The 23,643-nt window shown below is 39.2% G+C and carries 19 protein-coding genes; 5 read left to right on the top strand and 14 right to left on the bottom strand.

Translation table 11 applies throughout. The annotated features are described in order from the left end of the window. Window positions 1-184 precede the first annotated feature (184 nt). From glmS to BM057_RS01165, 4 genes are all read left to right on the top strand, one after another. The gene (gene glmS, locus BM057_RS01150) at window positions 185-1,993 is read left to right on the top strand and encodes a glutamine--fructose-6-phosphate transaminase (isomerizing) (protein ID WP_092090848.1); all 1,809 of its coding nucleotides are present in this window, start codon (window positions 185-187) and stop codon (window positions 1,991-1,993) included. 604 nt (window positions 1,994-2,597) lie between these two features. Beyond that, entirely contained in the window at window positions 2,598-3,089 is a 492-nt protein-coding gene (locus BM057_RS01155) for a DUF2975 domain-containing protein (RefSeq protein ID WP_092090850.1), read from the top strand. Window positions 3,090-3,099: 10 nt separating this feature from the next. After that, window positions 3,100-3,324: a helix-turn-helix domain-containing protein gene (locus BM057_RS01160; protein WP_092090852.1), complete on the top strand. Its 225-nt coding sequence runs from the start codon at window positions 3,100-3,102 to the stop codon at window positions 3,322-3,324. Window positions 3,325-3,552: 228 nt separating this feature from the next. Then, complete coding sequence (locus BM057_RS01165) at window positions 3,553-4,347, top strand: HAD-IIB family hydrolase (RefSeq protein WP_092090854.1); 795 nt, start codon at window positions 3,553-3,555, stop codon at window positions 4,345-4,347. Window positions 4,348-4,515: 168 nt separating this feature from the next. On the opposite strand, the gene BM057_RS01170 is transcribed toward BM057_RS01165, so the two are convergent. From BM057_RS01170 to BM057_RS01180, 3 genes are all read right to left on the bottom strand, one after another. Continuing rightward, window positions 4,516-4,911: a DoxX family protein gene (locus tag BM057_RS01170; protein ID WP_092090856.1), complete on the bottom strand. Its 396-nt coding sequence runs from the start codon at window positions 4,909-4,911 to the stop codon at window positions 4,516-4,518. A gap of 293 nt (window positions 4,912-5,204) precedes the next feature. Then, complete coding sequence (locus tag BM057_RS01175; protein WP_092090858.1) at window positions 5,205-5,705, bottom strand: YtxH domain-containing protein; 501 nt, start codon at window positions 5,703-5,705, stop codon at window positions 5,205-5,207. A gap of 140 nt (window positions 5,706-5,845) precedes the next feature. Next, complete coding sequence (locus tag BM057_RS01180; protein WP_092090860.1) at window positions 5,846-6,055, bottom strand: hypothetical protein; 210 nt, start codon at window positions 6,053-6,055, stop codon at window positions 5,846-5,848. A gap of 312 nt (window positions 6,056-6,367) precedes the next feature. Between BM057_RS01180 and BM057_RS01185 the strand changes: the two genes are divergently transcribed. Then, window positions 6,368-7,297 (top strand): competence protein ComK, encoded by a 930-nt coding sequence (locus tag BM057_RS01185; RefSeq protein WP_092090862.1) that lies wholly within the window; start codon window positions 6,368-6,370, stop codon window positions 7,295-7,297. A 136-nt stretch (window positions 7,298-7,433) separates the two neighbouring features. Here the strand turns inward: BM057_RS01185 and BM057_RS01190 are convergent, their stop codons facing one another. The 11 genes from BM057_RS01190 to BM057_RS01245 form a co-directional block, all read right to left on the bottom strand. Beyond that, window positions 7,434-8,234 (bottom strand): SGNH/GDSL hydrolase family protein, encoded by an 801-nt coding sequence (locus BM057_RS01190; protein ID WP_092090863.1) that lies wholly within the window; start codon window positions 8,232-8,234, stop codon window positions 7,434-7,436. Between the two features lie 265 nt (window positions 8,235-8,499). Beyond that, window positions 8,500-9,723, bottom strand: a complete 1,224-nt coding sequence (locus tag BM057_RS01195; RefSeq protein WP_092090865.1) for a GGDEF domain-containing protein — start codon at window positions 9,721-9,723, stop codon at window positions 8,500-8,502. 43 nt (window positions 9,724-9,766) lie between these two features. Continuing rightward, entirely contained in the window at window positions 9,767-10,492 is a 726-nt protein-coding gene (locus tag BM057_RS01200) for an EAL domain-containing protein (protein WP_092090867.1), read from the bottom strand. A gap of 918 nt (window positions 10,493-11,410) precedes the next feature. Further along, entirely contained in the window at window positions 11,411-12,361 is a 951-nt protein-coding gene (locus BM057_RS01205) for a hypothetical protein (protein ID WP_143074460.1), read from the bottom strand. 65 nt (window positions 12,362-12,426) lie between these two features. Beyond that, entirely contained in the window at window positions 12,427-13,659 is a 1,233-nt protein-coding gene (locus BM057_RS01210) for a glycosyltransferase family 2 protein (protein ID WP_092090872.1), read from the bottom strand. Continuing rightward, window positions 13,656-14,426 carry a hypothetical protein gene (locus BM057_RS01215; RefSeq protein ID WP_092090874.1) on the bottom strand — a complete coding sequence of 257 codons (771 nt, stop codon included), beginning with the start codon at window positions 14,424-14,426 and terminating at the stop codon, window positions 13,656-13,658. Before BM057_RS01215 ends, BM057_RS01210 begins: the two co-directional genes overlap by 4 nt. Before the next feature lie 586 nt (window positions 14,427-15,012). Further along, a complete protein-coding gene (locus tag BM057_RS01220) occupies window positions 15,013-15,903 on the bottom strand; it encodes a DUF368 domain-containing protein (RefSeq protein WP_092090876.1) in 891 nt (296 codons plus the stop codon). Window positions 15,904-16,178: 275 nt separating this feature from the next. Continuing rightward, window positions 16,179-17,096, bottom strand: coding sequence for a mechanosensitive ion channel family protein (locus BM057_RS01225; protein WP_092090879.1), 918 nt, complete (start codon window positions 17,094-17,096; stop codon window positions 16,179-16,181). A gap of 114 nt (window positions 17,097-17,210) precedes the next feature. Next, window positions 17,211-18,290, bottom strand: a complete 1,080-nt coding sequence (locus BM057_RS01230) for a glycosyltransferase (protein WP_092090881.1) — start codon at window positions 18,288-18,290, stop codon at window positions 17,211-17,213. A gap of 142 nt (window positions 18,291-18,432) precedes the next feature. Next, window positions 18,433-19,110: a VanZ family protein gene (locus BM057_RS01235; RefSeq protein ID WP_143074461.1), complete on the bottom strand. Its 678-nt coding sequence runs from the start codon at window positions 19,108-19,110 to the stop codon at window positions 18,433-18,435. Between the two features lie 1,803 nt (window positions 19,111-20,913). Beyond that, window positions 20,914-23,619 (bottom strand): alpha-mannosidase, encoded by a 2,706-nt coding sequence (locus tag BM057_RS01245; protein ID WP_177186145.1) that lies wholly within the window; start codon window positions 23,617-23,619, stop codon window positions 20,914-20,916. Window positions 23,620-23,643: the final 24 nt, after the last annotated feature.

A 23,643-nucleotide genomic window follows, 5' to 3' on the forward strand; every position in this document is an offset into this window, starting at 1 on the left:
CTTATTTATTGCATTATGATGTTCCTGTTCGCGAATAAACTAACAAGAAAACAGTCTATACCAATTCATCTATTTATTTTTTGTTTTTCTTTAAGAGGTTCTTCATTTGAAAAAATTATTTATAAGATGAGCTACATCATTTACTGGTTGATCCAGAATACTTTTATAAAGGCAGGCGTTTAAGATGTGTGGAATCGTAGGCTATATCGGCAATAAAGATGCCAAAGAAATATTATTGAATGGATTAAATACATTAGAATATCGAGGGTATGATTCTGCTGGAATTTATGTCACAGATGACCAGCAGAAAGGACATTTATTTAAAGCAAAAGGACGGATCGCTACTTTACGCGAATCTGTGGATGATCAGGTAGCAGCACACTCTGGTATTGGGCATACGCGCTGGGCGACCCATGGTGTACCAAGTGTTGAAAATGCACATCCTCATCAATCTAATAGCAGCCGTTTCACGATTGTACATAACGGGGTCATCGAAAATTTTGCTGAACTACGAGATCTTTATTTGACGGATGTTTCCCTGCATAGTGACACTGACACCGAAATTATCGTGCAACTCATTGAAAAATTGACTGAAACAGAAAATCTTTCTACACTTGAAGCGTTCAAAAAGACACTTTCCTTTTTGAAGGGCTCTTATGCACTAGCCTTAGTCGATAATCAAGAACCTGACGTTTTATATGCAGCTAAAAACAAAAGTCCGCTGTTGTTAGGAACAGGCGCTGGATTTAATGTGATCTGCAGTGATGCGATGGCGATGATCAAAGAAACCAAACACTTCATCGAGCTGATGGACGGTGAAGTGGCGGTTTTAACTGAAGAGGAGATCACCATTCAAAATTCAGAAGGCAAAACGATTGAACGTGCATCCTATACAGCTGAATTGGATGCTGACGATATCGGCAAGGGAACTTATCCTCACTATATGGCAAAAGAAATAGACGAACAGCCTGCTGTGATGCGTAAAATCGTGCAACATTACCAAAATGAACAAGGCAAGCTAGAAATCGATCCAGAAATTTTAGACACTTTGCTGCAAAGTGACCGCATTTACATCGTAGCTTGCGGCACTAGTTATAATGCTGGATGGGTGGGCAAGCAATTATTTGAAAAATTGGCTCATATCCCGACTGAAGTCCATTTGGCTAGTGAGTTCGGCTATAATATGCCACTTCTGACAGAAAAGCCCTTCTTTATCTTCCTATCGCAAAGTGGCGAAACTGCTGACAGCCGACAAGTATTGGTGCAGATCAATGAAATGAACTACCCTTCCCTTACATTGACCAATGTCCCGGGCTCTACGCTTTCTCGTGAAGCTCGTTACACTTTGTTGCTGCAGGCTGGTCCTGAGATCGCTGTTGCTTCAACCAAAGCTTACACAGCGCAAATCGCAGTAATGGCGATCATAGCTGAATTAGCAGCAAAAGCTGATGGTTTGGCCGCTGACACCGACATGATGCACGAATTAGGGATCGTCGCATCTGCTATTGAATCAGTCATTGACGACCGAGACTTTTTTGAACAACTATCACTTGACCACCTCAGCACTAGTCGCAATGCTTTTTATATCGGTCGCGGAATAGACTACTATCTCGTAATGGAAGCTTGCTTGAAGCTAAAAGAAGTTTCTTATGTTCAAACGGAAGGTTTCGCTGCCGGTGAATTGAAACACGGAACGATCGCTTTGATTGAAGAAAATACACCGGTCATTTCAGTGATCACGGAAGAAAAAACTGGTGGACATACACGCGGTAATGCTCATGAAGTTGTTTCACGCGGCGCTGACAGTCTGATTATTTCAATGGAAGGCTTGGATCAGCCTGAAGACGCTTATGTCTTACCGAAAGTCCATCCACTGTTAACACCTTTAGTGAGTGTCGTTCCAACACAACTTCTGGCTTACTACACAAGTCTTCATCGCGGTAATGACGTTGACAAACCTCGAAACTTAGCCAAAAGCGTCACAGTAGAATAAAATAAAAAGGCTGCTTGATTTATTTCAAGCAGCCTCTTTTTGTGTGCTTTGAAAGTTCTATAAATAATGCTTGCTGAATAAAGAAAAAATGTACTGCTGTCAATGTTTTCAGCTACTTTATTTGGTAGTAACTGCAAGCTTTTAGAGCGATTTGCACAAAAACCTTGCAGTTTTGAAGTGATTCAGTCCCAACGTGATAGGAACCAAGCAAGACCGAGAACGAATTAGCCTTTGTTGCAATTCGAAACGAATACTTACAAAGGCTTTAAGGTCGAGCTTGAGGAGACTGCTGGCTCCTCAAGTTTGTCTGGTTCCCTTCACGCCTTGGGACTGAAAAAGCGGGAATAACTGCATGGTCTATTATTTAGCAGCCATTAAATAGGATTCTAACGGGTTTAGCATTAATTTTTTGCTGACCAACGTTAAATATTATAGAACCAGAGTACTGGGCTCCAGTGCATTCACTCATTAGAACAATGTAAATTCATCTATTATGGAAAGTTGTTTCTCCTATTTTTATCAAATATCAATATATTTTTATTGATATTCGATAAATAGGGTGCTAGAATCTTATTGTAAATAAAAAACCAACGAGGTGTTTTCATTGAAAAAAGGATCTACACTCTTCTTAAAGGTAGTCACTACGATGATCAGTACTCCTGTTCTTGCGCTTAGTATCTTCGTATTGCCAAAAATAGCTGTAACCGCCATTGTAAAATTGCAGACAGGATCAGAATTGGCCTATATCGTATTAGGTTTGCTGCTGATCATGTACCTTTCATCGATTCCCTTCTACTTTGCACTATACCAAGCCATCCAGTTGCTGCGTTATATCGATCAAAGCCAGGCTTTCTCAATGCTCTCTGTCATTGCACTCAAAAAAATAAAGAATTGCGCCCTTATGATCAGCGGATTGTATGTAATAGCCTTACCTTTGATCTTCGTTGTGGCACAATGGGACGATGCACCAGGTCTTGTTGCGATCGGAATGGTCATTCTAGGTGCTTCGTTAGTGGTGGTTGTCTTTGCCGCTGTTCTTCAGAGACTGCTAGAAGAAGCCATTCAAATAAAATCAGAAAATGATTTAACGATTTGAGGTGAATTAGATGGCAATAATCGTAAATATTGATGTGATGTTAGCAAAAAGAAAAATGAGCGTGACTGAGCTTTCGGAAAAAGTCGGCATTACAATGGCTAATCTTTCTATATTAAAAAATGGCAAAGCAAAAGCCATTAGATTTTCTACTTTGGCAGCCATATGCAAAGCATTAGACTGCCAGCCAGGAGACATTTTAGCTTATCAAACAGAACAAACAGATGAAGAATCTTAACGAGATCATGAAGCTGTCTCGCCTATTCTGGTCAGTAACATTTGACTTCAGTTTAAACAGTTCAGAGAAATATGGATATTGCAACTTTACTTGTGGATCCTGATCAACATCCGCTTTAAAAAAACAAATTCTATTATTTGCTATAACCTTTCTGTTTTTTTGGTAAAATAGACCTAAAGCATATGGACCAACAAAAGCCAGCAGACGAAGACTTTAGGAGGAAATAAGATGATAAAATTAGTTTTGACAGACATGGATGGAACTTTTTTGCATCAAAATGGAGATTTTAATCGTGAGTTGTATAAAGATGTGAAAAAACGAATGGATGAAAAAGAGGTCGTCTTTGCCCCAGTCACTGGAAAACAATGTGAACGGATCGAGGAACTATTTGGCGAGGAAGCTGAAGACCTATGGATTTTAGGAGACAGTGCTACGCGTATCAAACACCAAGGAGAGTTTGTTTACGAATCTCTGCTCAGCAATAAAGTTGGCTTAGAGATCATTTATCTGCTTGAGCAAATCAGTTCAGAGCATACCATCATTGTCTGTACAAAAAATGGAGCTGTAACAAAAGATCATCTATCCCCTGAAGAAGCTGCTATTGTCCGAGGTTCTTATGCTCAAGTCAGACAAGTTGCTGATTTCAAAGAATTAACAGAAGATTTCGTTAAAATCACGATTCACGATCCTGCTCTCAATTGTTATGAAACAAGAGAAAAGTTATCGCGCTTTTTTGAGTCTGCTTATATCGTTGCTTCTGAAGCAGCATGGATCGACATCGCTAATGCTCATGTACATAAAGGCACAACAGTTGAATATTTGCAAAACTTGCTGAATGTGACACCTGCAGAAACCATGGCATTTGGCGACGGTTATAACGATTTAGAATTAATGGCTCGGGCAGACTATAGCTTTGCTGTCCAAAACGCCATGCCAGAGCTAAAAAAAGCAGCAAATTATATTACCAGCCGTACTAACAATGAAGATGCTGTTTTGAAAACCATTCAGCAACAATTAGCATGACACCCACAGTGGAAAAAATAGAATAATGATAAACACCTCCTTTTGTTCCAAATAAAAGAAGGTGTTTATTTGTTATATGAGGTTTGTTTAGGTTCAACAAATTCGTTCACATTGACCGCTCAAACGCATTTTCAATTTCGAGCCGTCATGCTGTTTGCCTGTCCTAAATCAAAATAGTAATGGATCAAGAGCATAAGTCCCTGGTCCTGTAAGAATAACCGCGATACATACAGCAATGATCAACACGTTGTATTCCGCACCCCCTTCAGGAGACCAATACCCTTTTTTGCCTGAAACGGTTAAGATTGCGACCAACATTGTCACTACGATAACACCCGCGGACAAATTGGTTAAAAAACCAAGCATGAAAAAGAGACCACTCAACACCTCTGCAAGTGCTGAAACACTGGCCATCAATCTGGCTGGTTGAATATTAAGGGTTCTGAAAAGTTCAGTGGTTTTTTTCAGACCTTCACCGCCAAACCATCCCCATAACTTTTGTGTACCATGGCCAAAAAAAGTAAAACCAACCACACAACGCAGTAACAATAATGCTAGATCCATATGAACCTCCTTCTCGTTTCTTTCTTCATTCAAACAATTTTTTTATTTATCAGCATTTTTTTAAGAGACATCAGTAGAAAGCCTTTTGTGTTGATGAAATAAGCGGGTGCAAGACACGAAGGCTCCTGTGGAAAGCAAAGTACTTGCCTTACAACTATCATCGCTCATTTAAAAAAATAAACATAAGGCTAGTGATTTTTCATCATCATCGCTAAAAAAGATAGTCTCTTTTGTTAACACAAAAAATAGCAGGTACAGTTATAAACTGCACCTGCTTGAGAACAAACGACTCATTATTTATTGTTGTGTTTGTTCTTATTTTGGTTCTTATTTTGGTTTTTGTTTTGGTCCAATTTGATATTCTTTTTTGCTTCTTCTTTATGCTGATGCATTTTATCTTTTGCTTCTTCTTTATCTTGATTCATTTTATCTTTTACTTCTTGGTTCTTGTCTTCAACGTCTGATTTTGCTTCTTTAGCGGTATCTTTCATATCACTTTTAGCAGAATCCATTTCGTCTTTCACTTGAGAACCAACTTCCATAGCTTGATCTTTCATGTCGCCATAAGAATCTTTCACTACGCCCTTGATATCTTGAGCGCTATCTTTTGCGACACTTTGGATATCAGATGCAGCGTCTTTGACTGTACCTTTATAGTCATTCGCTGTATCCATCAAATCATCTCTTTTTTTCATTAAATCTTTCCGCAATTCTCTTCCTGATTTAGGTGCAAATAATAAACCTAGTGCAGCCCCAATCACAATACCTTTTACAAATCCTGGTCCTTTCATCATTGCTTCTCCTCTTTTCTAAATAAGTATTTTTTGCCCTTCCAAAAAAGCAAGAGCAATATTGATACTTTTATTATACCGGATTTTTATCAGAACTTGAAATGAAAAGCCTTTACTGATATTTATTTCACTATTAAAATCATTTATCGCTTGTCAAAAAAGCCGGCATCTTTGATATTCCCTAATTCCATACTGCCCAGCATTCCTTTGGCAGCTTGAAGCAGATCTTGCTGTTCAGCCTTGTCAATCTTACCATCTTCATAAGCTTGCTTAATTTCTTCCACTAATTTTCCAGATTCAGCTTTGCTTGTATCTTGTAACTTCGCTTTTAGAGCATCATAATGCTGCCTCATTTCAACACCTTCTTTTCTGTATCTTTTTTTGTACCTATAGCTTAAAGAAAATAAAGATACAGTACAAATAAAAACAACTGAGAAATAAAAAAGATGAGTTTATTTTTTTGACCTCTCGTTTCTTAAAGAAAGACTACCAAAACATTTTTTTATTAAAAACTGCCCTTTTCGAAAGTGATAATTGCATGTTATTTGCTTATATTTCACACATGTTATTTTAACGAAAACATCATCTGCTTCACGTTTAGAAAGCGATTACAAAAGTTATAATAACGAAGTAAATTAAATATTTTTATATAAAGGAGTTTTGGTATGAAAGACTTTTTTAGTGAAGAATACAAACAGTATTTAAATCGGTTGAGAAAGGAGTGTGACCTCTCTTCGATAGAGGCGCAAAAGGATGTGCCCTTTATTCACTCTGACCATGTTTTTGAAAGAGATGCTTCTTATACATCTAAATATCCGGCCTTTCACCTCGATCCGCTAAGAATGTCTTTTAATGAATTGCAGGAATTACTAGATATCAGCTTTGAACATCAGAACATTCATATTGATGAGCAAACCTTTTACATTATGGACTTGAGTCACCAGAAACAAACACCGTTCAATTCATTGGTATTTCAATTAGATCAAGTTCCGATGAAATCAAAAGAAAGTACCTTTAAAATTACTTCCCGTTATTTTGCAGAGAAAAATGTTCCTTATTCGTATATCCAATATATTGGCAAAGCTTTCGGCATCAAAAAACGTTGCCCTTATATTTGCGGCGATCAACTATTCGTTCCTGAAAAAGGCGCTGGCAACAATAAGAATGCCAGTTGGATCGGATTGCATCATGTTCTTCATTATAATATCAATAAAAAGACCGATTTTACTTACCTTTATTTTCGTAACCAGCACCAAATGATTGCTCCGATCAGTTCTGACTCTTTTAAAGAGCAATTGAAACGTTCCGCCACTCTTTACCATGCTCAACATTTAGCCATTTCTCATTTTTTGGATGAAGCCCACTATTCTTACCGACAGCCATTGCATGTCGAATTAAATATTGTTCAGCAAAAGTTGCGCAATTCTTCTCCGCCTTTCAAGCCATATTCTTTTCATGAACTCATAAAATATTTTATCTTTTTCTCAGCGCAAGAATCTTTGATCAAAGTATTCAAGAAAGATAATCCGTATCTTGATGATTTGCGAAAAACTTTTAAAATTCCAAGCTTTGATGAGACCAATTTAAATGAGTGATGCTTCCCTATTTTAAAAGACAATAAAAAAGCTCTTGTTTGATGATCATGGTAACGGCATCCAAAAGTTAAACCAAAAAGCTAACTTTTGGGTGTCATTGCACCTTGTCATCTGACAAGAGTTTTTATCTTCTATCTTATCTTAAAGTCCGCAAAGGCTTATCTAACCGTTCTTCCAATAAGTCGTACCATAACCGATAACCATCCCCATTTGGATGGACATGATCATTCAAAAGCCGCTCAACTTTGGCATCATTTTGCTCAATTCGCTCATTCATCAGTTCGTAAATATCAATATAATTCCAATCATTTGCACGAACAAAACGAGTGACTTCTTTATTGTATTGATCGTAGGTCACTTTTCCATCAGCTAAAATCACATCATTATAAATCGTTGGATTGGCCGACTGCAGTAAAACCAACGTATTGGGCAGTTTATCTTGAAATGTTTGCATGATCGAACTGATGTCCGCTTTAGTTTGTTCAATCGAATTTTGTGGATAGCGATTATTGTTAATCAGACAAAGTTCAAAAATAATGATATCAGGTTTAGCTTTAAGGACGTGGCTAATTTTATTTTTGGCCAGCAAATCAGCTGTACTGTATCCGCTATACCCCATGTTGATTACTTGAGTCTGAATGCCTTCTAATTGATTTAAATGATTCTCTAGTAAGGTTCCCCAAACGGGTTGAGCATCTGTTGCCCCTAACCCTAATGTTACACTGCTTCCTAAAACGACGATATTTACTTTCCCGTCGCGCTTGGTTACTGAACGTGCGCGATCTAGAAAACTTTCATCTTTAACTTGGTCAGATGCGCGGTAGCTTTCTCGGCTACTGGCAAATAAAGGATCTTGTTTAGCCATCACAACAATAAATATCACCAGGATTCCAAACAACCCCACATATGTTGTACGTCTTTTTCTTTTTTTACTCATTAGATTCCCTCCAAGGTCCCCTCTTATTCGAAGGTAGTATAGCACAAAGAAGCAATTAAAAATGAGACAATTTTTCAACAAATGTTGCTTATGAACAAAAATAGTGTTCAAAAAAATTTCTGTTGAACAAATAAAGAATTCCTTATCCTACCAGTTCTAGGAGGTTTGATCCTTACCAATTTAACGAGCATCTTTTGGAGCAATTCTCACTAAAAATGATTCCTAGAAAGACATTCACTAATAGAACGTAACAGTATGATGAGCATTAAATTTTTTCGGATGTTTCATGAGGGAAAAGACTTTTATTTTTTTTAATGGGCATTTTATCGACAAAAGAAGGCGATAGACTGTCGTTAGATGCAGCCTTTTTTTCCCGTTCCTGCTGTTTTGGCCTTTTTTCATCAAGGTCTCTGACGATAAGTTGATTTCTTCCTTGTTCTTTGGCTTGATATAATGCCTGATCAGCCAAGCGGTATAAGTTCTTCATGTCTTTTTCGTTAGCTGAAGAAGCTAAACCGATCGAAACGGTCAAATGGATCGTGTGGAAATTTTCAAGCATAAAAGGTTTTTCTTCTACTGTTCTGCGAATATCTTCGGCTATTTGCTGCTGTTCGGCACACGAAAGGTTATTCAACAAGATACAAAATTCTTCGCCGCCTACTCGATAAACGTGTTGAGGGTCTGAAGAATGTTGAAGCAACAATTCGGCAACTTGCCGCAACACCAAGTCTCCATTTACATGACCATATTGATCATTGATACATTTGAAATAATCGATATCTAGCATCAGAACAGCCGTTTGAACGACTTCAGGGTCTTCTTGGATCAACTGCCATTGTTGGCTGAAGATGCACCTGTTGTATAGACCGGTCAAGTAATCGCGTTGGGCACGTTCCATTTCATCTAGAAAACATTGTACATTTGTAAGCATATCTTCAATAAACATCACTTCAAAAATCAGGCAAACACTAGAGATCAAAAAGTTGCTCAAAGAAATAAGAAAAACGCGCTGCAGTTCATCATAAATATAGAACAAGTTGATCGAGGAAGCGATCGTGTAAATCGTATTTAAAATCAGCACAGTAAAATAACTATTAAAGTGCTTAGCTAACCATTTGTTGATCAACGGCAATGTTACACCCAAAGCAATATACAAAATGAAGGTGAAAATAGCTGCTTCATAAATCCCCCAGCTTAACCGCAATACAGCCGTTAAAAAAGTTGTCGGAATAGAAATAACCGGCCCAAAGTAATAGAGCAATAAAATCAGTACATTGTATCGCAAGTCGATCTTAACATGTTGCGGCAAATCAACCGAAAAAGACATCAAGACAAAGGTCGTCACACAGGAAATCAGAATAATGATACACTGCTGCCAAACCGTCAATGTATAGACTCTTTTTTTAGGAATGATTTGGACCACCAAATAAGATACTAAAGTTGAAATAGCGATATTGGCGATCGTACTTAATAAAATGTCGGTTACCATAAGCCTTCCTTTCTGACTTTTACCTACCGAAAAGTCCCCTCTTTTAATGCTGCAGTTTCAGCTCAGCTGCCGGTCTGCCAAAATAATATCCTTGCTGCAAGTGTAAACCAGCATTTTTCAGCATGTCACTTGTCGCTTGGTCTTCAATTCCTTCAATGATCACATCGATTTGATTTTCCTTGGCAAATTGCTGCCAAGCTTTTAAAAATGATGCAATCGTTTCATGTGAAGCTTGTTGATGAACACATTTGATAATAGAAAACTTGATTTGTTGAAGATAACCCACATAATTTAGCGCACGATCTAAAGAATTCTGTCCAGAGCCTACATCATCCAATGCGATCGCATAACCTTGTTGCTTGATAAAAGCTAGTGTCTCTTCAATTTCATGTTCCAGCTGCTGTGAATCGTTTTCTTCTGTTAACTCCAGCAAAGGTACATCTTCTGTAACTTCGATCATCAGTTGTACTGCATGCGTCCGCATCTGCTGAAAAAACAGTTTTGTCTCAGGATACAAAAGCTGCCGAGGCGCAAAATTGATTGATAATGAAATATTTGGATACATTTGAAACAACTGATCTAGCTCTTGTTGCAGCCATTTCAAAAACACAGCATTTTTCTTTTGATCATGATACACTCTTTCCATCTTAGCTGCTGGATAGCAGGGTTGTACCTCTTTATTTCGGAGCAAAACTTCATAACCAATGATCGTTTTTTCTGTCACATTGATTTTAGGTTGAAAATAAAGCTGTAAACACGCTTTTGTCATAGCAATCACTCCTTTCCTACTCATTCAATCGGAATTGTTGCACTAAAAAATAATAGGCCTTTCGTTCTTTTTTCATTTTCACTATTTTTATTTATTCAGCAGTCCTTAATACAACAACGAACATCATAAATGATCTATGAATGCCTACTATGTGTATAGGCTATGCGGTTATTTCCGCTTCTTCTGTCTTTTTGTATAAAAGGCATTTTGATCCTTAAACTTTAGCGTTGACAAATGTATACCTATCTAACCCCTTAAATCTCTCATTCGATAAAGCACTCGAGTTGCGCAGCCATTCGAACTGTTTTTGAATGGCTGCACTTATTGACCAGCTCAAACTTGACGCAGCTCCTGAGTTTGTCATTAACGCCTCTTATTGACCAACTCAAACTCAGTACAGCACTCGAGTTTGTCATTAACGCCTCTTATTAACCAACTCAAACTAGTTGCAGCTCCTGAGTTTGTCATTAATGCCTCTTATTGACCAACTCAAACTAGTTATGGCTCTCGAGTTGGTTATTAACGCTACTTATTGACTAACTCAAACTAATTGCAGCTCCTGAGTTTGTCATTAACGTCTCTTATTGACCAACTCAAACTCAATACGGCTCTCGAGTTTGTCATTAATGCCTCTTATTGACCAGCTAAAACTAGTTGCAGCTCCTGAGTTTGTCATTAACGTCTCTTATTGACCAACTCAAACTAGTTATGGTTCTTGAGTTAGTTATTAACGCCTCTTATTAACCAACTCAAACTGATGGCAGTCTTCGTATACAAAAATTTCAAAAGGAAATATCTTCTATTGAAAGCAGCTTACATCGTAAACAATGTCTCCATGCAGATCAAAAATCATCCATTTAGAAAGAGAAAACTGCTGTCTAAAGTTCGTTCGCTGTAGTGTTAAACATTCTCTTTTGTCTATCGTTGTTTCATTTGTTCCGCAGCTGTTTGCGCTAGTATATAATCAAAGAAATGAACAGATCCGTAATCATGGGCCACATCGAATGGCGGTTGTTCTAATAACGTGTGCTCGATCTCTTCGGCGAAAGATTCCTCTCCTGTTGCTAGAAAATATTGCACAGCCAACGCATAAACCGCACTCGATTCATAAGAGACATTTGGAACAATATGATTTCTTTGATATTGTCCAAATATTTTCTGTTGAGTTTGCCATTCATTTTTCAGCCATTGATCGAAGGCAGCTGGCTTTTCTTTCTTGCCTTTTACATATTGGATCGCAATCAACAACTGGTCGATCAAATTCACTTCTTTTTCGCTAGCAGGTGCAAAAGTTTGCGTTTCGATTTGCCAAACTTCTTTGAAAAATGGTGTTTGTTCTTCTACAGCGCCTTGCAACATTTGGACATATTTTGTTTCATCAATCGCCGGCATCTCTTTGAAGGCTGCAAAGTCAATATAAGATAAATGCACTTCTCGGCTTTCTTCTCCAAGCTCCCAATCATAAAAATCAGTTAGTATACCATTGGTCAGCTGATGATCGATCAAGCTCTTTTCTAGTTTCTGAGCAAGCTCAGCATATTCAGGTTGGTGAAAGATTCGGCTGCCTTCTTTTAGTGTTCGAATGATGCGCAAGTCATCAATTGAAGCGTTTGTTGAGACTGTTGCACCCAGTTGCCATTTGATAAAGACATCCTCCTTCTTCTTTACCAAAAAGTGCTCTTGCAGCAATTCACTCTGTTCTTGAAAAGTTTTTTCGTCTTTGATCAGCAGCAAATAAGCCATATATTGACCGATGCTTTCCGATAAGACTTCTACATGTTGCGCTTTGCCGTAAGTCCTAATCAAACCTTTTTCGTTTACGTAATTCTGTTCCACTGTTTGTTGCACGCCATCCTTTTTTTGAGTCATCGTTAAAACACCAAGCAAAACGAACAAGAGGATGCAGCCGCTTATGACCACTAAGAAATTTTTTTTCATAGTGTTTCACCTTTTTTGAATCGTTTCGTTTTATCCCACGAAATCGTTGTTTTTGTGATCCGGCTCCACAAGTATTGACTGCCGCTCTTCAACAGCAAGATCAAAAATAATTGTGCATAGGTAAAATACATGATCATTCCGACAAATACATTAAACGGCGTGATCGCATTTTCTAGCACCATTGCACTGAGGATCTGCGCGGTATATACCACGTAACTCAAAAACCAGAGCAACAGCAACGGCGTTTCAAAATAAGGAACCGTAAAGCCCAGCAAACCTAAGACAAACCAGTAATTGGACAATAGGAGCAGCACAACAAAAAAGAAATACGTTAAGACATGCTGCATGCTGTAAATGAATGTTTTCCCATTCCAATAACTCCATTCATGCAACGATTTTTCTAACAAATATAAGTTTCCCGTCAGCCATCTCGTCCGCTGTTTAATGAATGTCTTCATGGTTTCAGGTTCCTGCTCCCATGTATGGGAGTGATGGACAACTGGCAATGTCTTTTTCATCGCCGTGATCCGAACAGTCAGCTCAGCATCTTCTGCCAGTGCGTACGGATCATAACCACCTGCTGCTTCCAAAACGCTTCTTTTCAACAACATATTGGTGCCAGCTAAGGAGCCGGCTTTGAAAACTTTCCAGCGACCACTTTGCATCAACAGCTGGAATACTTGAAATTCAATCGCGATCATTCGCGTTAACAAATTTTGGTCAGCATTGATCGTTTTAACATAGCCGACTGCCCCAGCAGCATCTTTGGTCGTTTCTGCCGCATGCATCAGCTCGATCACTGCATCCGGTTCTGGCTGATTATCTGCGTCAAAAACCAGAAAGTAATCCGACTCTGTGATCGACAAACCGTAGTTCAAGACACGTGATTTGCCTGTTGGTTTGCCAGGTGGGACACTAACATAGTGGATACGTGCAAATAACGAACTGAAGGATTGAATGATCGACGCTGTTTCATCTTCAGAATGATCATCCAACACATATACATTCAATTCGCCAGGATAACGCAATTTCGTCATCGCCTCTAGCGTATCTTTCATGACCACTCCTTCGTTATGTGCCGGAATCAATATCGCGATCGATGGATAGTGATCAAGTATGACTGATTTTCTTTTGCTTGAACGTTGGATCACCCCAGCTAATGTCAAAAGTGAATAAAACAAGAGCATCGCCCAAAAAAAGACGATCACAACAATCATTAATGGTCTCATCGAACCACTGCTCCTTCTTGGGGAAAATCAACGAACTCTACAGCTTCTTTTTCATTTAATACATCTACTTCAACTGGAAGATCGTCTGTTTCCAGCTTAGTTTTCAATGTGCTGAAGAACCGCTCCAATACAATCATACAGCCAGCTTTTTCAGTATGTTGCAAAAAGACTAAGTAAGAATCATCTGCTAACTTGGTCACTAAGTCAAAACGCGTCCGCACAGTCGCCAACAACGTTTCGCAAAACAAGGCGTCAAAAGCGGTTTGTGTAATAGCAGGCGCCTTTAGATGAAAATGCAAATAATAATTGGCTTCTCCTCTTCTTTTTGTTCCGGTCGTGATCACATCTACACGATTGACAAACTCTGTATAGGTCAATAGATCAGAAGAACCGATATACTTTTCCAATTCTTTGGCATGTGCCTGTGCGGCCTTTACTTGAGCATCCGCTTTTTTCATCTCGCCAAACAGCAGCCACATGATGATCAAAGTAGTGACCAGGAAGGTATAAGATTCGATCAACTCAAGCTGAGTCGCAATCGAAGCATCGGTTAAAAACAGCATTCCAAAACCAACTCCTAAAGTCACGGCCAACAGCCAAATAAAATTTTTAGCAGAAGACAACAGCTGCATAGCAATCGCAGAAATCATCAGCAAACCAAAACTGATTGCACGATACTCGCTGGCGGAAAACTGAAACAGTAGCAATAGACTGACCAGCAATAAAGTGATCAACAGTGACAAATGAGAAGACCGTTTTTTCTTCATGTTTATGTACCTCATAGTAGAATAGTTTTTGTTCTTTTATTTTTAGCATATCGCCACACCAAAAGCTATTCATTTTGGACGTGGCTTCCTATATTTTTTCCGTTTTTGACAAGTCTGTTCACAAATGCTTGGCAAAGAGAGTTCCCCCCCTTTCAAAAGAATCAAGATGAATGGGCATTTAATTCATTGGCATTCATTCACCTCGCCATGCTGACTCAACAGGTTGCTATACCGGTGTTCATCAACTTTTTTGGTTCTACAATATTTAACGTTGATCTGTAAAAATCAATTTTTTAATGCTAAGCTCGTTAGAATCCTATTTCTAGAAATTTCAGGAGGCGCATAGGGCTACTGATAGCCATGAAAAAAGATGCAATGTGAATTACTTAGTGTTAAGCTTTAGCCGTTACACTAAGTTTGAAGCTTGCAAGCATTGAGAGGCGATTTTCGGCTCAATGTGTTCTCATGGCTTTCCATCAGTAGCCCATCGACCATAGAAAATTTCTTTACCAACGTTAAAAGAGGAAGAACCTCTTTTTTATGCAGACAAAAAACCGGATCGTCGATTGATCCGGTTTGCTGATTTCTATTCTTTTTCGCCTAATCTGTAAGTGGCTATATATCCTAAAACCATCAAGACCAGACCTGCGATCACATAAAGCCAAGCCATAGAGGCATGTAAGTCTCCTAAAGCGTGCGTATTGTAAATAATCGCAAATGGTGATGCGATGACCAGTCCTAAAATGGCTGCATAAGTATAAGAACTGTAATGTTGGAACAAAAATTCAATCGCTTTGCTGATCAAAAAGATACCTAGCAACACACCTATTCCAAAGACAAATAATAAAAAGAAAGTATCAAATAAAATAGCGGTATCCCAATTTCTCAAAGCTGATAAGAAAACGGTGATGGTATTTAAGACGCCATAGTAGTAACCTAAAATCATTAAGACCAAAGAACCGCTGATGCCAGGAATCACCATTGTAGCTGCTGTGATCACACCTACTAAGAATAGTTTGATCAAACTACCTGCATTCAGCTCAAAAGCAGTTAAGGAAGCTTCTGAACCTTGCAACATTGGCAAAACAACCACTATAGCAAAGAAAATAACGAATAGCAAAATATGTACCAAAGACAAGTGCTCTTGGTTATCCTTTAAGCTTTTCCCTAAAGAGCGAAACAAAATCGGTAAACCGCCTAAGATCATGCCGATAAAAGCCATTGCTGTCGTCAAGGTGTAATTGGCTAACAAAAACTCGATGACATAAGTAAAACCGACAATACCGATCCCTGCTCCCAGCAGTAAAGGAACCAAGATTTTCAAACTCATCTTCCAGTTTTTAAATAGATGCGTGATCGAATAGATCATTTTATCGTAAATACCCAAAGATACTGCCATCGTTCCGCCGCTCACGCCTGGAATAATATTCGCGATCCCGATCATAGCACCTTTGATCAAATCAAATAAGTAATGCATAACAATCTCCTCTTCTTTGAACGCAACTTCATTCTGATGTACGTTTTTTAACAATCACAAGCGTATCACATTCTTGCAGCTCTGTAAATCAGACTTTTGGCCAAAAAAAGGTTGATTAGACACACTATCGCTAGATGCGGGAATGCTCCTATTCGTTATTTAGTACTAAATAACTTTATAATGACAGCTCGATTTCATTTTGATTTTCAAGCTGTCACTATCTATCTTTATAGTGACAGCTCAAACCCACTTTGGGCGAGTTATCATTATCTCACTCAATCAATTGGCTGATGATTTCTTTTTTCTCTATCAGCTGTGTTAGATGTTCTGATGACTTCGATGGTGTCAGCTGCGATTTGTATCTTATCGCCTGCTGCTTTGAAACGCTTCAAGATCTCCATTGAAAGCTTGTCTTTGACCGCGCGGCGCTCTTTGTAATCAACAATATAACGCAAACTCATTTCGATCCAATTTTCATTGAAGGTAACATAAACTTGAGTGCGCAAAGAAGCATCTTTTAATTGATACTTGCGCTGCATTTTTTTCCATTCTTTAGTCGCCGGAGCGTTATAGTTGCCGATTTGGTGATCTGCAAGGTCTAAAAGAATGTTTCTTGCTTCTTCTATATCGCTGCTAAAACGAATCGGAATATGGATCTCATCCCATAAATAATCAAAATCAGCGGTATAATTATAGACCGGAGAATTGAAAATATAACTATTTGCAACACGGACAAATCGGCCGGTATATTGATCACCCTCGACCCATTCTCCGATCTCCATCAACGTTGTGCGCAAAACGCCGATGTCAACGACATCTCCTTTGATACCGCCGAGCAGCACACGTTCACCCGTTTTGAAGAAATCGCCAAACATGATCGCGAACCAGCCTGCAAAACTAACGATCACTTCGCGCAAAGCATAGGTAATGCCGGCACTTGCCAGTCCTAACGTTGTTGAAAGGCCCGTCAACTTGTCATTGAATACAAATAAAAAGATAAAAAAGATCGCCAAATTGTTGATCCACCGAGCTACTTTACGAGTGACATACCAATTTCCCGTATCTTTCAAACGCGGATAAAGCCGATTTAAGAGAAAGCGGGTCAATGCATATAGCACAATAGAAAATAACAAGGCCCACAAAAAATTGGAAAGAATAGGAAATTTTTCTGAGAACTTTTGGATCACTCCCATTGGTCCATTAACCTCCTTTCGATCAGATGTCTAAATAGGATACCTATCATTATCTTAACAGTTTTTATCTTATTCGCCGAAAGAAGCGGCTCAGCAAAGATTCTACGTACTTGTTTAATGCAACGAGGAAAATCTCATGATCAGTTCTAACACACGATCCGTTTCATTCAGAAAAGCCGCTTCCGTTTCATAACCAGTTAACGACTGAAGATTTTCTTTGATCGTTTCCATGTCTAATTGACGCAACGCTTTTTCTTCCAGAGAGATCGCCACTTTTCGTTTTTCCAATGCTCTAATATTGGCCGTATCTTCCAGCACGCCCGGTCTTTCGATCAATAGCATTTTTTTGCCAGACGTGACAGCTTCGGCTATAGTACCCCAGCCAGCTTTCGCGATCACTAAGCGGCTAGCCGCAACATAGTTTTGTGTATCCAATAAATCGGACGGCAGTTGAACAACGTTGCCGCTTCCGCTGACTTCTACGCCGCTGGTTGCGAAAATCGTTCCGTCAAAATTTTTCACTTCTATTTTGTCCAAATTGACCGACTTTCCGCAAGAAATAAATAGACTCTCTCCGTAAGTCTCGCGAATCTTTTGTATTTTTTTGGCATTCTGTTGACGTGCAACAAAACCGATATCGCTTCTTGGACAGCTGATTTCCAGCTGGAGCAAGGCTAATGCATAAGCAATGAAATGGGTCAAATGGGCATAAGCCGCTTGAAACTGCTGCACCACTTGAGGGTCGATCCCATAATGTTCATATTGTTCTGCCCAAGTGAAATTAGAAATACCAATCGTCGGGACACCCAACTTTCCGCCGACTAAAGCCCCGATCGGACTAATATCTGTTACCACACAACGAATGGATAAAGGCTGCAGTTGTTTCACTTCTTCAGCAACAATATTTTCCCATTTTGCGGTAAAAGCTTGCAGCTGTCTTTCAGTTTCAACCTGGTCGATTTTCAATCCATTTTGAAAAGCGACTAGACCAACATCTGTTTGCAAATCTTTATAGATCACGCGATCTTGATAAGGCTTCAAGTAGTGCCGGGCAAAATCATTTTGAAATGCGCCGCCTGCCAAGTAAATCAATTGGTCTGTTTGTTCCAGCATCGCTTCGATGAGTGCTAAACATCGTGTCATATGACCAAATCCATGTGATGAAATATAAAAAGCTGTTCCTCTTCGTTTCATTTTGTACCTCCTGTGCTGCTCGTTCCATTTTTTCCGATATCTTTATCATACAAGCTCCTTGAGCAAATAGAAACTCAAAAAAGAGCTTCTTTCTTTAAAGCGCCTGCGTTAGTTGCTCAAATAAAAAAAGCGTCTGCAGGTTTTAGTTGCTGACGCTTCGCTTTTGAACTTTTTTAGACCGTATTCTTCGCTGAAGCAGCCATTGCCCTACACTGTGCAGCAATATCCCTAGACTGGCTCCCGCTGTATCGATCCCTACGTCTGACACCAATCCTCCTCTTCCAGGTACAAATAATTGGTGGAATTCATCTGTCGCTGCGTAACCAGCGCAGATCAATAAAGTGAAAACAACAGCCTTGAACCCAAGAACGCCACTTTTTTTGAAAGCATGTTTGACGAGGACACCTAATATAAGGTAAATAAAAAAGTGAGCATTTTTGCGCAAAAAATGGTGCAAGTGAACAGGCGCCAATACTTGCCTCAGTTGAACCGACAATAGATAAAGGATGAGTAAACCCACAACCAGCAGCAGTACTTCTTTTAGGCCGATTTGCACACCCTTTTTTTTCATAAAAACAAGTACTCCTCCTGCTAAGAGCAGAAAGAAGAGAACTTGCAGTACTTTGACAGCGGGGACAAACAGTTGCAAGGCTTCATAACTTAGATTCCAAGAATCATCAACCGGCTGACTTGAGAAGAAAAAAATCAGCAGCATCCATAGCCTGACTGGTATCCAATAAAGGAAGCGGCTATTTTTATTCATTTGTTTGTTCATATTGACCACAACCTTTTCATCGATCTCATTTTTCGTTCTTTTCATGATTGTTTTTGATTATAAAGAGAATGAGGAAGGAGTGCAATCATTTTGTTTTCAATGCATTTTCATTAACTGCTGTAAAAATTGGTTGTATTGTTCATAGGCTGGCTTACTATCCGGGTTCTACAATATTTAACGTTGGTCTGTAAAAAAGCAATTTTTTTAATGCTAAGCTCGTTAGATCCTATTTCTAGAAATTTCAGGAGGCGCATAGGGCTACTGATAGCCATGAAAAAAGATGCAATGTGAATCACTTAGTGTTAGGCTTTAGCCGTTACACTAAGTTTGAAGCTTGCAAGCATTGAGACGCGATTTTCGACTCAATGTGTTCTCATGGCTTTCCATCAGTAGCCCATCGACCGTAGGAAATTTCTTTACCAAAGTTAAAGAGGAAGAACCACTATCTGAAAATATGAGCGGACAAATCAAAGTGGGGGAGCCTGAAGAAGAGATGCAGGGAGGGAGGTCACTTTGCTTTCAAGATAGCAAACCCTTATTCCCTTGTCAAAGAAGAACCTTCTGCTGTTCATTCTATGAATCTCGTCGCTTTGTTTTAAGCGCTTAGCGAAGCGTTTTGACCTAAGCTAAATGTCAAAAAAGCCTCTCATGTGTCAATGATCAACACAGAGAGGCTTAAGTTTCTTTTGGAAATCAGTCTAGTTCTAATTGTTCGCGTAGCAAGTTGGACACGCGATCGATTTCTTGGTCGCTCATCATTTCGTAGTAGATGCCGTCCATTTTTTCACCTTTTCTGATTCCACGTTTTGAAACATTTTTTTCGTTGTGCCATGAATGTCACTATAAATTTTCCAGCCCACTGTCCCCAGCGCAGCTAACAAAAGGAGACTCAGTAAACCGCAACCGAGCTTTTTTCCACTTCGCTTCTTTTTTCTTTCCTTATGTATATCTGAACGCGTCTCTGGCATCCTTATCCCTTCCTTTCTTTTTTAATAACAAATCTAATGTGCCACTCAGAGCCATGCTAACATACCTATTTGAGGAAAGATAGGAGAATTCTTTTATCCCTCTATTTCCTAGCCCTTGCTAAACTTTCTACTATTTTTTAGTTATTGATCGTTTGTTACCCATACGCTTTTTGTACAAATAGAAACAAAATGATTCTTCAGATCATGTGCAATCTTTATAGGTTATTGACTAACTCAAATTCTATTCTATTCCTGAGCTTTTCATTAACGCTCTTTTATGACCCACTCAAATTCTATCCTGATCCTGAGTTCGTCATTAACACTCTTTTATGACAAACTCAGACTCTATCTTACTCTTGAGTTGGTCATTAACGCTCTTTTATAACAAACTCAAACTCTATCTTGCTCCTGAGTTGGTCATTAACGCTCTTTTATAACAAACTCAAGTTCTATTCTGCTCTTGAGTTGGTCATTAAGTCTCTTTTATGACAAACTCAAATTCTATTCTGCTCCTGAGTTGGTCATTAACGCTCTTTTATCACCAACTCAAACTCTATCGTGCTCTTGAGTTTGTCATTAAGTCTCTTTTATCACCAACTCAAATCACATTATGTTCCTGAGTTTGTCATTAAGGTTTATCTTGTGCCAACTTTAATACAATACAGGAGCGTATTTGTTAAAATGATGGCTTTCGTTTAAAGATGGGCTAGTCTGAGGAGCATTGCAAGCGAGAAGCTGTCCTTCATTTGTAAGATCTAACATCGTATTTGATCATCAAACAATAGTCATTTGCATAAAAAGTGTTTCCCTAAATAAAAAAGCTAAGACCTTTATGCATTTAAGCACTTAGGTCTTTAGCTCATATTTCAAAAAATTTCATTTAATTTTTTTGCCAAGATTGTGTGACGATCTCAAATGGTTCAACAACTGAAGGGTTGGCTGTCTTTTCTGGTTCTTCCAGTAAGTTGCAATTTTGAGCTTCATGACCCATCACTTTCAAGTCAAGCGAAACTTCTTCATTTGCCAAGTTATAGAGACGTGTGACAATTTGGTTATTTTCTTTGTTGCGTTTGAATGCAGTCAAAGCTAAACGCTCATCTGTTTGCGCGATGAATTGTGTATCAGGTTTAAGCGAACCGCTGTGAACAGAAGTTTGATAAACACTGAATGGCACTTGAACATTCATCGCTTCTTGGTAAGTCCGTTCGATGCCTTTTTGACCGTGGAAGGACAATGCATACGTCATCGTGTACGTATCCAAGCATTGCGCTTCTGGTGTTGGGAAGTAGCCCCAGTCGCCTAGCTCGCCAACTGAACGCAGCAATGTAACGGCAATCGTTTGTTGATCGTTTTGAGCCAGCACTTCATATTCGTTTAATCCCACAGTAGCGACAGTCATGCCGTTTTCAGCATCATGCAAGTTGACAAATGCATGTGTATGCTGAGGATTCGTTGGGTTTTGCCAGTCTTTATTGACTTTGTTTGGACGTTCAACGACTTCAAAAATACTGTCTGCAAAGTGGGTGTCCGTTTGCAAGCTCGTTGGGAACAAGACGCGTAGACGATGATCTTTGCTGTTATTGACGATCTTCGTTGCAAATTTCAATTGGCGGCTGTCTTTTTCCAATGTTACAGTCGTTTTGACGACCATCGTTGTGGTTTCTTTTGATCGTTGAGCTTCCCGATAACGGAACTCGATCATGCTTCTTTGTTCTTCTTCTAAGCGTTCATCTGCAGAGACAGGAATCTCCATATTGGCAGTGATTTCAATTGCAGCAGCCAACTCAGTATTCTTGACCGTTTGCACTTCGATGTCGCTGTCCATTGAATAGATTGGACGTTCGTTTTCAGGTTGTTTGAAAATGTATTCATTTCCAATATCCCCTACATCTTCAAATTGCAGCAAGTTTTCATAGACTTTTCCAGTATCTTTATTTTCAACGGTTAAGGTACCGTTGTCTTTGATTTCAGCTTTCAGCCAGCGGTTTTCCAACACACGGCCATTGGATGAAGCGATGTTTGCTTCGGTAGACGCGGCCTTTTTCTCAGCAGCTGGCGCCAGCAAGAATGTTTGCCAAGATAAGCCAGGCACATCCGTCATCAACAGTTCAACTTGAACGTAGCGCGCTACGAATGGTTGACGGAATTTGTCTTTAGGCAAGTCATAATGGAAGTCTACTTTATCTGCAATGATATGAGATGGAACGACTTCTCCTTGCGCATTTTTGACTTCAAAGTCTAGTCCTTTTCTTTCTTTAAGACGTGCATAAAGTTCTTGCGGCATGCCTTCTGAGAAAGGCAAACGTTCTACTTCTACCCAAGTCGTTACCGATCCTGTTTTTTCAGAACCGCTTGTATTGAATACAACGAATGGATAACCATTTGATCCTTCTTCGCTTAATGAAGCGGTATCGATATTTTTGATCAATTGTGCAGCTGCTTCGTCAGCAAGATATTTGCCGACTTCATTCGCTTTTTCAAAACGAGTAACATTTTCGCGATGGACTTCATCAACACTACAGCCGCAAATGCTGTCGTGCGGGTGGTTTTGCATCAATGTTTTCCAAGCATACGTCAATTGGTCATGCGGATATTCGCCTGTTTCTTCATAAGCCATGGTAGCTAAAGGTTCCGCAATGTTTTCTAACTGTCTAGAAACGCGAGCATTCCATTGTTTCAAATACATTCTAGAAGAAGCTGTGTTGGCCAACGTGTACCAGCCATCCGTTTCTTGCGACGTCAATTCACCGGTAACCGTATTTAAGTTTTTCGGCAAATCTTTTTCTAAGGCAGCCAAGTATTCGTCAAAGCTGGCATGAATAAACGTCACATCTGGATAAAGTTCATTTGCCAAGCGGATCGCTTTAGATAAGTTTTTCTGAACCGGTTGGTGGTCGCAGCCATTCATCATCAGCAAGTGATCGGTTGAAGCATATTGTTCAGCGTCTGCTAATTTTTGATCCCAAAAAGCTTTGGCTTCTTCCGGTGTATCCGGTACTTCATTCCCATTACTGTACCAGTTGGCAAATAATAACCCTAAGATCTCAGAACCATCTGGACCTTTCCACCACATTTCTGAAAATTGAGAAGCATATTTTTCATCATCCACTACTGCGTTATTAAAGCCAGTCGTTTTAACGCCGCGGCCAAAAGCAGCTGTTTTGAAACCAACTTGTCTCATCAACTGAGGGGTTTGTCCCATATTGCCAAAGGTATCAGGGAAATAGCCGACTTCTACAGGCGCGCCCCATTTGCGACTGTCTTCGATCCCAATCAGCATATTGCGCACGTTTGATTCGCTGCTCGTTAAGAAAGCATCTTGCAAGATATAGAAAGGTCCGATCTTCAATTTGCCATTTTCAATATGTTTGCGCAGCAATGCTTCTTTTTCAGGACGAACTTGCAAGTAATCTTCTAAAATAATCGTTTGTCCATCAAGATGGAAGCTTTTAAATTCTGGGTCGGTTTCAAATAATGCTAATACATCATCAATCAATTCCACTAGACGCATATGGTGTTGCTCGTAAGGCAAATACCATTCGCGGTCCCAGTGACTATGAGAGAGAATATAAACTTTTTTCATGATTTTTAATCCTTCTTTGTGTTTTAT

Origin of the sequence: Pisciglobus halotolerans (assembly GCF_900113675.1) — a bacterium.
GTDB lineage: Bacteria > Bacillota > Bacilli > Lactobacillales > Carnobacteriaceae > Pisciglobus > Pisciglobus halotolerans.

Coding starts and splice junctions, on each gene's coding strand:
- glmS (WP_092090848.1), top strand. CDS start 185: ATGTGTGGAATCGTAGGCTATATCGGCAATAAAGATGCCAAAGAAATA.
- BM057_RS01160 (WP_092090852.1), top strand. CDS start 3,100: ATGGCAATAATCGTAAATATTGATGTGATGTTAGCAAAAAGAAAAATG.
- BM057_RS01165 (WP_092090854.1), top strand. CDS start 3,553: ATGATAAAATTAGTTTTGACAGACATGGATGGAACTTTTTTGCATCAA.
- BM057_RS01170 (WP_092090856.1), bottom strand. CDS start 4,911: ATGGATCTAGCATTATTGTTACTGCGTTGTGTGGTTGGTTTTACTTTT.
- BM057_RS01175 (WP_092090858.1), bottom strand. CDS start 5,705: ATGATGAAAGGACCAGGATTTGTAAAAGGTATTGTGATTGGGGCTGCA.
- BM057_RS01180 (WP_092090860.1), bottom strand. CDS start 6,055: ATGAGGCAGCATTATGATGCTCTAAAAGCGAAGTTACAAGATACAAGC.
- BM057_RS01185 (WP_092090862.1), top strand. CDS start 6,368: ATGAAAGACTTTTTTAGTGAAGAATACAAACAGTATTTAAATCGGTTG.
- BM057_RS01190 (WP_092090863.1), bottom strand. CDS start 8,234: ATGAGTAAAAAAAGAAAAAGACGTACAACATATGTGGGGTTGTTTGGA.
- BM057_RS01195 (WP_092090865.1), bottom strand. CDS start 9,723: ATGGTAACCGACATTTTATTAAGTACGATCGCCAATATCGCTATTTCA.
- BM057_RS01200 (WP_092090867.1), bottom strand. CDS start 10,492: ATGACAAAAGCGTGTTTACAGCTTTATTTTCAACCTAAAATCAATGTG.
- BM057_RS01205 (WP_143074460.1), bottom strand. CDS start 12,361: ATGACTCAAAAAAAGGATGGCGTGCAACAAACAGTGGAACAGAATTAC.
- BM057_RS01210 (WP_092090872.1), bottom strand. CDS start 13,659: ATGAGACCATTAATGATTGTTGTGATCGTCTTTTTTTGGGCGATGCTC.
- BM057_RS01215 (WP_092090874.1), bottom strand. CDS start 14,426: ATGAAGAAAAAACGGTCTTCTCATTTGTCACTGTTGATCACTTTATTG.
- BM057_RS01220 (WP_092090876.1), bottom strand. CDS start 15,903: ATGCATTACTTATTTGATTTGATCAAAGGTGCTATGATCGGGATCGCG.
- BM057_RS01225 (WP_092090879.1), bottom strand. CDS start 17,096: ATGGGAGTGATCCAAAAGTTCTCAGAAAAATTTCCTATTCTTTCCAAT.
- BM057_RS01230 (WP_092090881.1), bottom strand. CDS start 18,290: ATGAAACGAAGAGGAACAGCTTTTTATATTTCATCACATGGATTTGGT.
- BM057_RS01235 (WP_143074461.1), bottom strand. CDS start 19,110: ATGAAAAGAACGAAAAATGAGATCGATGAAAAGGTTGTGGTCAATATG.